Annotated in this window: 13 protein-coding genes; 8 read left to right on the top strand and 5 right to left on the bottom strand. The window is 37.0% G+C overall.

Annotation, left to right across the window (positions count from 1 at the left end):
• The first annotated feature begins 29 nt into the window (after window positions 1–29).
• Both ric and ACPDHL_RS08275 read left to right on the top strand, forming a co-directional pair.
• Window positions 30–743, top strand: coding sequence for an iron-sulfur cluster repair di-iron protein (ric, locus tag ACPDHL_RS08280; protein WP_430532306.1), 714 nt, complete (start codon window positions 30–32; stop codon window positions 741–743).
• Between the two features lie 213 nt (window positions 744–956).
• Window positions 957–1,409 carry a CopD family protein gene (locus ACPDHL_RS08275; RefSeq protein ID WP_430532305.1) on the top strand — a complete coding sequence of 151 codons (453 nt, stop codon included), beginning with the start codon at window positions 957–959 and terminating at the stop codon, window positions 1,407–1,409.
• 247 nt (window positions 1,410–1,656) lie between these two features.
• Here ACPDHL_RS08275 and ACPDHL_RS08270 read toward each other — a convergent pair whose 3' ends face one another.
• The 4 genes from ACPDHL_RS08270 to recF form a co-directional block, all read right to left on the bottom strand.
• Window positions 1,657–2,232: an RNA polymerase sigma factor gene (locus tag ACPDHL_RS08270; RefSeq protein WP_430532304.1), complete on the bottom strand. Its 576-nt coding sequence runs from the start codon at window positions 2,230–2,232 to the stop codon at window positions 1,657–1,659.
• Window positions 2,229–3,335, bottom strand: a complete 1,107-nt coding sequence (locus ACPDHL_RS08265) for a glycosyltransferase (RefSeq protein WP_430532303.1) — start codon at window positions 3,333–3,335, stop codon at window positions 2,229–2,231. The genes ACPDHL_RS08270 and ACPDHL_RS08265 overlap by 4 nt, the downstream gene beginning before the upstream one ends.
• 62 nt (window positions 3,336–3,397) lie before the next feature.
• Complete coding sequence (gene murB, locus ACPDHL_RS08260; RefSeq protein WP_430532302.1) at window positions 3,398–4,408, bottom strand: UDP-N-acetylmuramate dehydrogenase; 1,011 nt, start codon at window positions 4,406–4,408, stop codon at window positions 3,398–3,400.
• 28 nt (window positions 4,409–4,436) lie between these two features.
• Window positions 4,437–5,519 (bottom strand): DNA replication/repair protein RecF, encoded by a 1,083-nt coding sequence (gene recF / locus ACPDHL_RS08255; protein WP_430532301.1) that lies wholly within the window; start codon window positions 5,517–5,519, stop codon window positions 4,437–4,439.
• A 134-nt stretch (window positions 5,520–5,653) separates the two neighbouring features.
• Between recF and ACPDHL_RS08250 the strand changes: the two genes are divergently transcribed.
• The 6 genes from ACPDHL_RS08250 (at window position 5,654) to ACPDHL_RS08225 (ending at window position 11,815) form a co-directional block, all read left to right on the top strand.
• Entirely contained in the window at window positions 5,654–6,445 is a 792-nt protein-coding gene (locus ACPDHL_RS08250) for a tetratricopeptide repeat protein (RefSeq protein ID WP_430532300.1), read from the top strand.
• Window position 6,446: 1 nt separating this feature from the next.
• Window positions 6,447–6,935 (top strand): 6,7-dimethyl-8-ribityllumazine synthase, encoded by a 489-nt coding sequence (gene ribH, locus ACPDHL_RS08245; protein ID WP_430532299.1) that lies wholly within the window; start codon window positions 6,447–6,449, stop codon window positions 6,933–6,935.
• A 155-nt stretch (window positions 6,936–7,090) separates the two neighbouring features.
• Window positions 7,091–9,199: a DNA mismatch repair endonuclease MutL gene (gene mutL, locus ACPDHL_RS08240; protein WP_430532298.1), complete on the top strand. Its 2,109-nt coding sequence runs from the start codon at window positions 7,091–7,093 to the stop codon at window positions 9,197–9,199.
• Complete coding sequence (locus ACPDHL_RS08235) at window positions 9,199–9,948, top strand: rhomboid family intramembrane serine protease (RefSeq protein ID WP_430532297.1); 750 nt, start codon at window positions 9,199–9,201, stop codon at window positions 9,946–9,948. The genes mutL and ACPDHL_RS08235 overlap by 1 nt, the downstream gene beginning before the upstream one ends.
• Before the next feature lies 1 nt (window position 9,949).
• Window positions 9,950–10,774 carry a rhomboid family intramembrane serine protease gene (locus ACPDHL_RS08230; protein WP_430532296.1) on the top strand — a complete coding sequence of 275 codons (825 nt, stop codon included), beginning with the start codon at window positions 9,950–9,952 and terminating at the stop codon, window positions 10,772–10,774.
• A 3-nt stretch (window positions 10,775–10,777) separates the two neighbouring features.
• Complete coding sequence (locus tag ACPDHL_RS08225) at window positions 10,778–11,815, top strand: endonuclease/exonuclease/phosphatase family protein (protein WP_430532295.1); 1,038 nt, start codon at window positions 10,778–10,780, stop codon at window positions 11,813–11,815.
• Here ACPDHL_RS08225 and ACPDHL_RS08220 read toward each other — a convergent pair.
• The gene (locus tag ACPDHL_RS08220; protein ID WP_430532294.1) at window positions 11,812–12,954 is read right to left on the bottom strand and encodes an MFS transporter; all 1,143 of its coding nucleotides are present in this window, start codon (window positions 12,952–12,954) and stop codon (window positions 11,812–11,814) included. The two genes, ACPDHL_RS08225 and ACPDHL_RS08220, sit on opposite strands and share 4 nt — an antisense overlap.
• Window positions 12,955–13,020 lie beyond the last annotated feature (66 nt).

Genomic DNA, 13,020 nt, shown 5'->3' with positions numbered 1-13,020 from the left:
TGACAGTCGAATTAAACTAAAAAACAAGCATGAAAAATAGAACAATAGGCTCTTTTGTAGCAGAAGATTTTAGAACAGCAGCTGTATTCAATAAATACGGAATTGATTTTTGCTGTAAAGGTGGACGTACACTCGATGAGGTATGTGAAAAAAAGACGGTAAACCAAGAGGAATTACTAGGTGAATTAGAACGCGTATTAAGTCAACAAGCTGAAAATAATATCGACTTTAGACATTGGCCATTGGATTTATTGGCTGATTACATTGAAAAAACACACCACCGCTATGTGGAAGAAAAAATTCCGGTATTGCTACAGTTTTTAAATAAACTAAGTAAAGTACATGGAGAAAGACATCCAGAACTCTTTGAAATCAATGAGCTGTTTACGGGATGTGCACAAGAACTCAGTCAGCACTTGAAAAAAGAAGAACTGGTGTTATTCCCTTTTGTGCGAAAAATGGTATCAGCAACAATCACGGGACAAGTAATTGAAGCTCCACATTTTGGAACGGTTGAAAATCCAGTGGCTATGATGATGCACGAGCATGATAATGAAGGGGAGCGATTCCGAAAAATAGCGGCTTTATCCAATAATTACACCCCACCTGCAGATGCGTGTAATACGTATAAAGTGACGTTTGCGATGCTCAAAGAATTTGAAGAAGATTTACATAAACACATTCATTTAGAGAATAATATACTATTTCCAAGTGCTGTGGTACTAGAACAAAAAATGAATTAATTTTTTTGTAGAGAACAAGAGCCGTCGATTGACGGCTCTTGTGTACAAGCAAAGAATGGCTGGAGTCAAGAATGCTATTCGTATTATTTTGTTTAAACAGCCATTTTCTACCGCAAGTTTTCTTTATACGTCGAGGGAAACAAAAAGACAGAAAAAGAGGGAAATGGAGGAGTAGAATCAAGGTTTTATATTCATCTAATAAAAACTAAAGTTATGAATGAGTTACATCTTTTATTGATTCTCCATTTGGTTGGGGCTGCGATTTGGGTAGGCGGACATATATTGTTGTGTACTGTCATATTGCCTCAAGTGTGGAAGGAGAAATCGGTAGAAAAGCTGTTTAATTTTGAACGTCGATATGAGTGGATTGGCATGCCTGCTTTGCTGGTGATGTTGATTACGGGTGTGCGAATGGCTTACCTGTATAATGTAAAAATAGCGCATTGGTTTGCCTTTGAAACGCCAATTGAACGCGTTATTTCACTTAAATTAAGCTTGTTATTCGCAATTGTTATCCTGGCGTTGAGTGCACAGTTTTATGTATTGCCTCGATTGAAAACCAATATACATAAACTGCCATTAATGACTTTTCACATGATTGCCGTAACGGTTATTAGTCTGGCAATGCTAATTTTGGGAAGTTTTGTGCGATACGGTGGACTATAAGATAAGTTTTTTGTCGTTGCTTTTTTGATGTCCCTTGTGTGAAAGACTAGCCACTTTTGTACAAGGGTTATTGTATTATATAGCCTACTTTGAATGAAGGTGATCCTTATTTACTGTGTTTAGAGAACAAAAACAGATCGAGTAAATAAAATAGGAAGACAAGGTATCTTGTAGTTTTCGAGAAATAAGTAATGGGGTAAGAGAATATGTACTCTATTTTGATAAAATGGTCTAGGTATTAGTGGGATTAGATAGTGAAATTTTGATCGATTTGTTTCAAGATAATTTCTGCGAGTAATTTTTTTGCTCGCATAATTTTAATTTTGACGTTGTTTAACGGTTCATTGAGGATGGCTGCAATTTCATTGTACGACAGTTCTTGAAAGAATCGCAATTCAATAACTTCTTGATAATGTGGTTTTAGTAGGCGAATATAATTCTTGAATATTTCTAAATTTTGCTCTCGGATTAATTCATCTTCAATAGTAGCAGAATCGTCTATAATATTGTTGTACTGTTGATTTTCATCAGTGATATCGACAAAATGTACGTTTTTTCTTTTTCGAATTAAGTCGATATGGGTGTTTCTTGCAATGGTGAGTAACCACGTATTAAAAGCGAATTTATCGTCATAGGTTTCAATACTGCTAAAAGCTTTTGAGAAGGTTTCGATAGTAATATCTTCTGCATCCGTTTCATTGCCTGATTGTTTTAGGATGAAATGATATACTTCTGACCAGTATTGATTTAACAGCGAAGTAAACGCAGATTGATCGCCTTGTTTTGCCGCTTCTATATTTTGATTTGTTGAGCTTGTTTTCAAATTTTCTTACGTGTGATAAAGTGTTTAAACGCAAAATAATGGCCAAATAGTATGTGGATAACTTCAAAAAAGGGAAATACCCAAACCAAATCTTTTTCATTGAAGTTCTTTAGCAATTTTGCAAAGTAAAAGGTACTGATTAAATGTCGAATTACAAAGATAGCTAGTACGATTTCCCATTGATATAAGTGCAGTAAAAGAAACACAAGTAGAACGTAGAATATTAAGATACTAAAATGATAGAAGCGCACTTTGAATTGATTGAAAATGCTAGTTCGCTTTAAAAGTAAGTCGTATGTTATCTGAATTTTAAAAGCGTTATTCCACGAACTTTTCTCGTCTAAGCGATTCATACTCTCAGGTGCTATGGTAATTGCCGTATTGGCTTTGGTGGCAATTTGTCTGATGAATTCTTGTTCTTCTCCTTGTGGAATTTTCATTTCTTTAATGAATCCATTTACTTTGTAGAACAGACTTTTCTTGTACGCTTGGTTATAGCTATTGCCATAGAGGGGTTTTCCCATTTCAATCCACACAAAATTGTGTAGGGATTTCAAGAAGTACTGGAACCTTGCGTATTTATTACTCCAACTTTTTTTCTTTTTTTCTAGAGACGTATGGGCAATTACCACTTGTTTTTTGGTGGTAAAAAGTGAGGCCATACTCGCAATCCAATGTGGTGAATTAGGACGTACGCTAGGTTCTGTGAAAAGTAAGTTTTCAAAAGAAGTTATCTTAATTCCCAGTGTTAAAGCGTATTTTTTGTTGCCCCAAAAGGCTTCGTTATTTTCTACGTTGACTAGTTTCGCAAAGCGATGTTGAGCAACAAATTGTTCTAAGATTTCTAAGCTTTCATCTTCTGATGCATTGTTGACTAAAACAAGTTCAAAAGCAGTATAGTCTTGTGCAAGTAAGTCCTCGAGAAATTGCGGAAGCTCAGCTTCATTATCTTTAACATAGACCACAACAGAAACGGGAAGGTCTTGCTGTGTAGGCCTACTTTTTAAGGCTCCATTAAAAGCGATATTGCTGTATAGTACAACATGGTATAGCGCGTGAAATAAAAGAATACCGATCAGTATGTAAAATAAGATGGTGAGCATAGAATATATACAGTTTTAACGAGGAGCAAAGGTATCAATAATCGATTTTTTGTGCAATACATCTAAAAGATATTCACTTCTGCTTCTAAGTGAATATTAAAAATGTTAAAAACTTCATTCTGAATGGTTTCGGATAGTTTTTTTAGTTCAATACCTTGGGCTTTGCCATAGTTAACAAGTACAAGGGCTTGCTTGTCGTGTACACCAGCGTCGCCAATTCGATAACCTTTGTATCCGATGGTCTCAATTAACCAGCCAGCGGGAATTTTGGTATAGGCGTCATTTACGGGATAAAAGGGTAGCGTTGGGTATTTAGCTTGTAAGCGTTCAAATAATTCGTTGCTAACAACAGGATTTTTAAAAAAGCTGCCACTATTGCCAAGTTCGGTAGGATTAGGCAATTTACTGCTGCGTATAGCAATAACTGCATGACTGATGTCTTGAATGGTCGGTGTTGTTACACCCATTGTTTCCAATTCCTTAGTAATAGCTCCATAATTGGTGTGTAAAACGTGGTTCCTTTTGGTAAGCTTATACGTAGCTGAAAGGATGATGTATTGGTCTTTTGCCTCTTTTTTGAAGATGCTTTCTCTGTAGTCAAATTGACAAGCAGCATTGGTGAATTCTTCTATTTCTAGGGTTTTTATATTCAGTGCTTTACAACGCACCATCGTGTCTTTAATTTCAACGCCATAAGCGCCAATGTTCTGAATAGGCGTTGTCCCCACATGACCTGGAATTAGCGATAAATTTTCTAAGCCACCAAAATCTCGAGCTAAAGTCCATTGAACAAAATCATGCCATACCTCACTTGCACTAGCCTCTACAACAACATAGTCATCATTTTCCGCTACAATTTCAATCCCCTTAAGATTGAGTTTAATTACTAGGTTTTCAATGTCTTGCGTCAATAGCATATTACTCCCACCACTTAAAATAAAGTACGTTTGATCAGGCGTTGTTTGAATCAGTTGGATGAGTTCCTCCATGGAATTAGCTTGTGCAAAGCGGTTTGCCTGTACGTCAATGCCAAAAGTATTATAGGGTTTTAGCGAAATATTTTCTTGAATCATAGCGTATTGTAATTGTAATCCGTTTGTTTTATTCTACTGTAAAGATTTTAAAGTCTTGGTTGATCGAATTTAAAAGGGATTCCGTTCGATCCAAGTGTGTATCAGTAATGAACATTTGTCCAAAAGTATCCAAATTCACTAGTTCTAAAATTTGACGAACGCGAAGTTCATCTAATTTGTCAAAAATGTCGTCAAACAACAAAATAGGCGCAATGCCATGTTGTTTCTTCAAAAACTCAAATTGGGCTAGCTTTAGTGCAATTAAAAACGATTTTTGTTGGCCTTGTGAGCCGAATTTTTTAATTGGACTTTCCTTGAGTAAAAAAACAAGATCATCTTTGTGAATGCCGACTGAAGTATACTGTAAGGCGCGATCTTTTTGAATATTTTGATCAAATAGCTCTCGCATACTATGATGTTCCAATTGAGATTCGTATACGAGGTTGACTTCGTCTTTATTTCCTGTAATCAATTGGTGATATTGGTTGAAAATAGGAATAAATTCACGAAGAAAATCGCGTCGAATTTCGTAAATCGGTTGAGCAATGGTTTCAATTTGTTCGTTGTAAATCTCAAGCGTATCGCGATCGTAGTAGTTGTTGGATACAAAGCTCTTTAATAGCGCATTGCGTTGGGTAATCAACTTTTGATGTTGAATGAGCAATTGCAAATAGTTGCTGTTCATTTGAGAAATTACACTATCTAGAAACTTTCGTCTTGTTTCACTCCCTTCTATGATCAAATCGCTATCTGAAGGCGAAATAATTACTAGGGGAATAAAGCCAAAGTGATCCGAAAAGCGTTCGTAGTTTTTATTGTTGCGCTTGAGGATTTTTTTCTGTCCTTTCTTCAAGCTACATAAGATGTGTTCGCTCTGTCCGTTTTTTTCAAACATTCCATCAATAACAAAAAAATCAGCACCCTGTTTGATATTTTGCACGGCAATGGGATTAAAATAGCTGCGGCCATACGCAATATAGTAGATTGAATCTAAAATATTCGTCTTACCAACGCCATTTAATCCAATAAAACAGTTGATTTTAGCATTAAATTCAAAAGATTTATCTTCAATATTTTTAAAATTTAGAAGATCTATTTTTTTTAAATACACGGGAATATAGGTGTTTTTAACGAGTGAGTGATAGTATTGTCTAATTTGGTTGCAAATTATCAAAAATATTAATAGTAAGCACTTTTATATTACAATAAAAATCATATTTTTGCCTTTCATTAAACTTTTTATACATGGCAACTTATAATAAAAGAGGTTATAAAGCTCCTAAACCGGAAGACGAAACGGTAGATAACGAATTTGATCAGTATAGTTCAGTTGATACTGCTAACAGTACTACGGCAGAGGTATTTAATTCCTTAGATCAAGGAGCAAATAGAATGGAAGGTTGGGTAGCGAGAAATCAAAAAGCAATTTTTGGTATCGTTGGAGCTATTGCTTTAGTTACTATTGGTTATGTTGGTTATAATAAGTTTGTGGTTGAGCCTAAAAATGACGAAGCAGCAAATGAAATGTTTCAGGCACAATCGTATTACAATGACGCTTTCACTAACGAAACAGAAAAACAAAACCTATTGAATTTAGCCTTAAACGGTGGAGAAGGAAAATTGGGATTTTTGGGAATCATAGAAAACTACAAAGGAACTGCATCGGCTAATTTAGCACACTACTATGCAGGGACAACTTACCTAAACCAAGGGGAGTTTAAAAAAGCAATTGAGCAATTAGAACAATATAAAGTGGTGAGCGCTGAGGCGATCATTGGTGCTTCAGCATTGGGTGCTATCGGAGATGCTTTCTCTGAACTAGGACAACATGCAGATGCTTTTGATTACTACAAAAAAGCAGCAGCACACAACAAGAATGATTTCAGTACACCAAGATTTTTATATAAAGCGGGAATTGCTGCTTTAGAAGATGGTAAAAAAGCAGAAGCTTTGAAATTGTTTAATGAGGTTAAAAACAACTACTCAACAGCTATGGAAGCAACGTTGGTAGAGTCTTTAATCGGTCTTGCTCAATAATATGGCAACAGCGAATAAAAATTTATCGGCATACGATAAAACAAAATTACCTTCCGCATCGGATATGAAAGTCGGAATCGTGGTATCCAATTGGAATGATACGATTACAGAGGGCTTGTTTGAAGGGGCGAAAAAAACATTTTTAGATTGCGGGTTACAAGAAGAAGGGTTGATCCGTTGGGATGTACCGGGAAGCTTTGAACTGGTTTTCGGAGCGAAACGAATGATTGAGCGTTTCGAAGACTTGGATGCAGTGATTGTGATCGGCTGTGTGATCAAAGGAGAAACCATGCATTTTGAATTTGTTTGTGAAGGCGTTACACACGGAATTAAAGACTTAAATTTAATAGCAGATATTCCCGTTATTTTCTGTGTACTTACAGATAATACAATCGAACAGTCGCTCGCTAGGAGTGGCGGAGATATGGGGAATAAGGGCGTAGAGGCTGCGGTCACTGCCCTGAAAATGATCGCTTTAAATCGTTTATAAAAAAACAAAGAAAAGCCTGTGTAAAAACAGGCTTTTTTTTATTATGCTCATCCAAAAAGTGAAAAAATAGTTAAGGAAGCAATTCCCCTATTTATTTCTTTAAATTTGTAGGAGTAGAGTTAAAAGTTTTAATCAAAAAAACCTTCATTTTTTAAATGTCTAATATCATTCGATTATTACCAGATCACGTAGCCAATCAGATTGCCGCAGGAGAAGTGGTTCAACGCCCAGCTTCTGTTGTAAAGGAGTTGATTGAAAATGCAGTGGATGCAGACGCAACTGAGATTAAATTGGTACTGAAAGATGCTGGAAAAACCTTGATTCAAGTAATCGATAATGGCAAAGGAATGAATGAAACAGATGCGAGAATGGCTTTTGAACGCCATGCTACATCTAAAATATCCAAAGCAGAAGATTTATTTGCCTTACATACCAAAGGATTTAGAGGGGAGGCACTAGCGTCTATTGCCGCTATTGCCCATGTGGATCTAAAAACCTGTTTACGCCATAGCGAATTGGGTACACACCTGATTATGGAAGGATCGAAAGTGATTTCGCAAGAAGTGACTGTAACGCCTCCAGGGACGGTGTTCTCTGTAAAAAATCTCTTTTTTAATATTCCTGCACGTCGAAATTTCTTGAAGTCCGACAATGTCGAATTTCGAAATATCGTCGATGAATTTGAACGTATTACTTTAGTGCATCCTGCTATTAGTTTTACGCTGATTCACAATGGGAGTGAGGTATTCAATTTACCGAGTTCAAATTTGCGTCAACGCATTGTCAATGTGTTTGGCGTAAAGACCAATGAGAAATTAGTACCCATCGAAGAGATAACGGAAATCGTTACGATTCGCGGGTTTATTGGAAAACCAGAATTTGCCAAAAAAAGCCGAGGGGAACAATTCTTCTTTGTCAATGATCGCTATATCCGCAGTGGTTATTTACACCATTCTGTCTTAGCAGCCTATGAAGGATTATTAAAAGATGGCACTCATCCTACCTATTTTATTTACTTAACTGTGCCAACGAATTCCATCGATATCAATATACATCCCACAAAGACGGAGATTAAATTTGATGATGAACAAGCGTTGTACAGTATTTTGCGTTCGGCGATTAAACACAGCCTAGGGCAGTTTAATGTTGCGCCTGTATTGGATTTTCACCGGGATGAAGGACTAGATGTACCCTATGAATTTAAAGATAGGGAAGCGGAAACTCCATTGATCGAAATCGATACGCATTACAATCCCTTTAGCAATGAAGGGCTAAACCCAACAGAAGAAGTTTATAATCCTTTTGAGCAAACGCCAAGTAGTTTGTCAGGTGGTGGGCGTTCGGACTTTGTTGAGCAAGGATTTAATCCTTTTGAAGAAAGTTCATTCTTACGTCAAGAGGAGCCGCAAACGGAAGAGGAAGAAACGGACGTTTTTGAAAGCAAGTTGACGACAAGCAAGTCAGCAATTGATTTTTCTTCGTTTAAACAAGAGGGAAGAAAAGCGGATGAAGCCGTATTTTTTTCGAGTAAGTCCAATAAAACGGAAATTAAAAAGTCATCCGCCACTGAAGTGGGAGCGTGGCAAGAGGTGTTTGAGGGGTTGAAAGGCAAGGGAAGTTCGCTGGATGTCAGTGGAATTACCTTTGAGCAAGAAGAAGTGACAGGAAGCTTGTTTGATGAGAGCACAGAGACTACCTTGGCTTCGCGTACCTTTCAAATTCAGCGAAAGTATATTGTCAGTCCGATTAAATCTGGCATGGTTATTATTAATCAAGGTAGGGCGCATCAGCGTATTTTGTACGAGAAATTTATTGGTAACATAACCAAGTCCAATGCCGTTTCTCAGCAATTGCTTTTTCCCTTAACTTTATACTATGCACCTTATGAAGTGGTTTTGCTAAAAGAAATTAGAAACTCGTTGAAGCAAATGGGATTTGATTTTGAAAACATGGGTGACGATCACGTGATCTTATCAGGATTACCTGTAAATGTGGCAGAAAGCGAAGCGCAAATTGTCCTAGATGATTTGATTATGAGCTTTCAAGAGGGAATTCCCGAAACCAATTATATTCAAACTGAACGCATAGCGAAAACTTTAGCGCAAAGTTTGGCCGTCAAATCGGGAACGATATTAAACGAAACAGAACAAGAAGATATTGTCAACTCTTTATTTGGTTGTAAAGAGCCCAACATATCTCCATTTATGAAGCCTACTTTTATCACGATGAAAGTAGAAGATATTGAACGAAAATTTATACTGTAATGAGACTATCAGAAGGAGTAAAACAGTTATTGATTATAAACATTCTATTTTTTATAGGAAGCCAGTTTGTACCTGCGACCTACGATTATTTAGCGATGTATTATTTTGACAACCCTAAATTTCAGGTTTGGCAACCGCTGACTTATATGTTTATGCATGGAGGAATCATGCATATCTTTTTCAATATGTTTGCGTTGTTTTCTTTTGGGACTACTTTAGAAATGATCTTTGGAACCAAGCGCTTGTATCTATTATTTCTGATTTCAGGACTAGGTGCCGCTTTATTGCATATGGGGGTTAATTACTATTCGGTATCACAAGGTGTTAGTCAATTGGTTGCAGCTGGTTATACCGAGTCAGATATCTATGACTTATTGCGCAATGGAATGTACAATACCCAGTGGGAATCTATTTTGGGATCGGCTGATTTAGGGGCGATGATTGGTGGATTTAATGCGCCAGTTGTAGGAGCTTCTGGAGCAGTTTATGGATTTTTAGTGGCTTTTGCCTATATGTTCCCCAATGCTGAACTAATGATGATGTTTATTCCAGTACCCATCAAAGCGAAGTACTTTGTACCTGGCATTTTAGCGATTGACTTAATCGGCGGATTAACAGGTGGATTCAGTATTTTTGGTGGAGGAACAGGAATTGCTCACTTTGCACACGTTGGAGGCGCTTTAACGGGATTCTTACTCGTGCGCTACTGGAAAAAGAATCAGTTCAAACAAAATCGTTGGGATTTGTAAAATGAATATACTAGATGATGTAAAGAGAAAGCTAAAAACAGGGGATAAAGTACAACTACTTATTATCAGTAATGTACTTGTTTTTGTCTTGCTTTTTGGACTTTCTGCTGTTTTGTCTTCGGTTTACCACAGCGTATTCCCTTATCTCGCTTTTGTAGCAGATGGAGCCGCTTCCTTGACTCGTTTTTGGACCTTTATCTCTTATTCTTTTGTACATGCGAATATTTGGCATGTACTACTGAATATGATTATGCTATTCTTTGTAAGTAATCTATTCTTTACCTTCTTTTCCTCTAGACAATTTTTGGTTGTTTATTTTATGGGAGCCTTGGGTGGAAGCGTATTATATTATGTGTGTTCGTTCTTCTTTTCCATGGGGTATGGTTTAGTAGGGGCTTCTGCCGCTGTGATGGCTCCTCTTATTGCCTTAGCTAGTTTTGCCCCTCAAATGGAAGTGCGCCTAGCCTTGATTGGGAGAATAAAAATGATGTATATTGCCGCCTTTATTATTATCATCGATCTATTTCAATTGTCTTCAAGTAATGTTGGAGGGCATATTGCCCATCTAGGTGGTGCTTTGGTCGGTGTAGGATATACCGTATTATTGAAGAATGGCATTGATTTAGCGAAACGCAAAAAGCGAACAGCAAAAAATAAATCTACATTTAAACAGGTTTACGTTAATAAAAAGGTAGATAAAAGCGTTAATAGAGAAGAAACAACCCAAAAGCAAATTGATGCTATTTTAGATAAGATCAGTAAGTCAGGCTATGAAAGCTTAAACAAAGAGGAAAAAGAGTTTCTTTTTCGTCAAGGAAATAAGTAAAAAATGAAAAAATTATCTTGGTTTAACAAAGCCGTATTTATCTTGAATGTCCTTGTTGCTATAGGGACATTATTGGGATATGTATTGCCTTTCTTAGCGCCAAAACTATTTCCTTTTCTCTCTGTTTTTACCTTGATTCTCCCTTCGTTAATCTTGACCAATTTTGTGTTTCTAGTCTATTGGGCAATCCAAGTGAAAAGGCAAATGATTCTATCGGCTTTAATCTTAGTTTTGGGTATTACTTTTATTACCAAATTCTATAAGATTACAGGTAAAAATGAGCCTACGGAGCCAAGTGATATTGTATTGATGACGTATAATGTTCGACTATTTAATTTGTTTAAATGGATTCCCGATGAATTTGTTCCACAGAAAATTAAAGAATTCGTCGATTTACAAGATCCTGATATTCTGTGCTTACAAGAATACTCAAAAGGTGCTGCCTTAGATTTTAAACAGTTTCCCTATAAATACATTGTTTCCCATGGAGAAAAAATTAAAACGGGACAAGCCATTTACTCCAAGTATCGCATTATTGATAAAGGAGAAATCAATTTACCCAACTCCAATAACAATGTGATTTTTGCCGATCTAGTTATTGATTCGGATACGATACGCGTGTATAGCATCCACTTACAGTCTATTAGTATTAGCCCTGATATTCATGAGAAAATTGACGAGGAGAAGTCTAAACGCATTTTTAGACGTATTTCTAATGCCTTTACCGAACAACAAATGCAATCAGAGTTGATTCAATCCCATATGAAAGACGCCACCCACCGCAAAGTGATTTGCGGTGACATGAATAATAGCGCCTTTTCGTATGTGTATAGCAACATTAAAGGGGATCTCAAAGATGCTTTTATCGAAGCAGGAAGCGGGTTTGGAAAAAGTTACGACTTTCCCTATTACCCGATGCGTATTGATTATGTTTTTGTTGATCCTAGTATAGAGGTAAAATCCTTTAAAACGCATAGTGACTTTCGAAATTCAGACCACTTTCCCATTGTAACGCGTTTGGTGATACCTACACGCGACTAATTACTTTTTTTGCGAGGCAATCCCATTGCTAACAAGAGAGCAATAGTAGCGAACAAGAGCAATACCCATCCAAAATTGGATAGTAAACTACTGCAATACAACCCCAAACCAATCAACAAGTAATACAACAATCCGAATAAAGCACCTGCAGAACCGATGGCTGTTTTATAGTGAACGAGTGCTTGACTCAAGATGTTGGGAATCGCCATTCCAAAGGAGGCAACAATCAATAGTACAGGCAGTAAAAACCACATCGAGTCTACTAAAACTGAAGCAATTCCTGCGCTACTTAGTGCTAAAATTGCGGACCCTCGGATTAGGGTATTTCCTGAGATGCCTTTGCTCAGACCTATTTTGTTGAAGTAACTGCCCACAAAAGAACCTAGCGCTAAAATTACACCACTATAACCATAAACAGAAGCGTCATATCCATTGGATTCAAAGATAAAAGGCGCAAACGAATAGTAACTAAACAACAGTACATTATAACTCATAACCAAAAGTGCATAGCGCCAGATGCTGCGATCGGTGTACATTTTTTTTGCTAGGGCAAAAAGTGCAGTTCGCGTAATTTTATCTTGGGTTTGCTTGGTTTCAGGTAGCTGAAAATACGCTTTGATGACCAAAACCAAGGCCAAGGCGGCCAGTAGTGCAAAAACGCCAAAATGCGCAAAAGTCGAAACGGTTAAACCACCCAATAACAACCCTAGTACAGGGCTGATTGACAAGGCAATTCCCATGATGGAGAACACTTTGCTTAGTTCAGCTCCTGTATAAACATCACGCATCATGGTTTGGGTAATTACAGAACCAACAGCAATACCAAAAGCAGCCATAACTCGAGCAACTAATACAATTTCAAAAGTCGGAGCAACTAACGCGACTAAAGAGGCAACCATATAGGTACTTAGGCCCCAAATCATTGCTTTTCGCCTTCCGATGTAGTCGCTCTGAATGCCCCACCAAATCACACCAAAGGCAAAAGCAATAAAATAAGTGCTAATAGTGAGCAACGCCTGTGTTTCGGTGACTTGAAAATGTTGCGTAATACTCGGTAAAGCTGGGCTGTAAATCGTTTCTACAAACTGCGGAAACATCATTAAAACCACCATAAAGCCCAATTGTAATTTTGTTTTCATGTCTCTTTATTATTTCTGATGCAAAATTCTAACGAATTAAGGTTATCTTTATAACAGGATAAATAC

The sequence above is a fragment of the Myroides sp. C15-4 genome (genome assembly GCF_050522745.1).
Lineage (GTDB): Bacteria > Bacteroidota > Bacteroidia > Flavobacteriales > Flavobacteriaceae > Flavobacterium.
Note: the sequence above shows the minus strand (reverse complement) of the source record. Positions and strands in the feature narration are given on the sequence as shown.

Coding starts and splice junctions, on each gene's coding strand:
- ACPDHL_RS08275 (WP_430532305.1), top strand. CDS start 957: ATGAATGAGTTACATCTTTTATTGATTCTCCATTTGGTTGGGGCTGCG.
- ric (WP_430532306.1), top strand. CDS start 30: ATGAAAAATAGAACAATAGGCTCTTTTGTAGCAGAAGATTTTAGAACA.
- mutL (WP_430532298.1), top strand. CDS start 7,091: ATGTCTAATATCATTCGATTATTACCAGATCACGTAGCCAATCAGATT.
- ACPDHL_RS08265 (WP_430532303.1), bottom strand. CDS start 3,335: ATGCTCACCATCTTATTTTACATACTGATCGGTATTCTTTTATTTCAC.
- ACPDHL_RS08230 (WP_430532296.1), top strand. CDS start 9,950: ATGAATATACTAGATGATGTAAAGAGAAAGCTAAAAACAGGGGATAAA.
- murB (WP_430532302.1), bottom strand. CDS start 4,408: ATGATTCAAGAAAATATTTCGCTAAAACCCTATAATACTTTTGGCATT.
- ACPDHL_RS08235 (WP_430532297.1), top strand. CDS start 9,199: ATGAGACTATCAGAAGGAGTAAAACAGTTATTGATTATAAACATTCTA.
- ACPDHL_RS08220 (WP_430532294.1), bottom strand. CDS start 12,954: ATGAAAACAAAATTACAATTGGGCTTTATGGTGGTTTTAATGATGTTT.
- ACPDHL_RS08225 (WP_430532295.1), top strand. CDS start 10,778: ATGAAAAAATTATCTTGGTTTAACAAAGCCGTATTTATCTTGAATGTC.
- ACPDHL_RS08250 (WP_430532300.1), top strand. CDS start 5,654: ATGGCAACTTATAATAAAAGAGGTTATAAAGCTCCTAAACCGGAAGAC.
- ribH (WP_430532299.1), top strand. CDS start 6,447: ATGGCAACAGCGAATAAAAATTTATCGGCATACGATAAAACAAAATTA.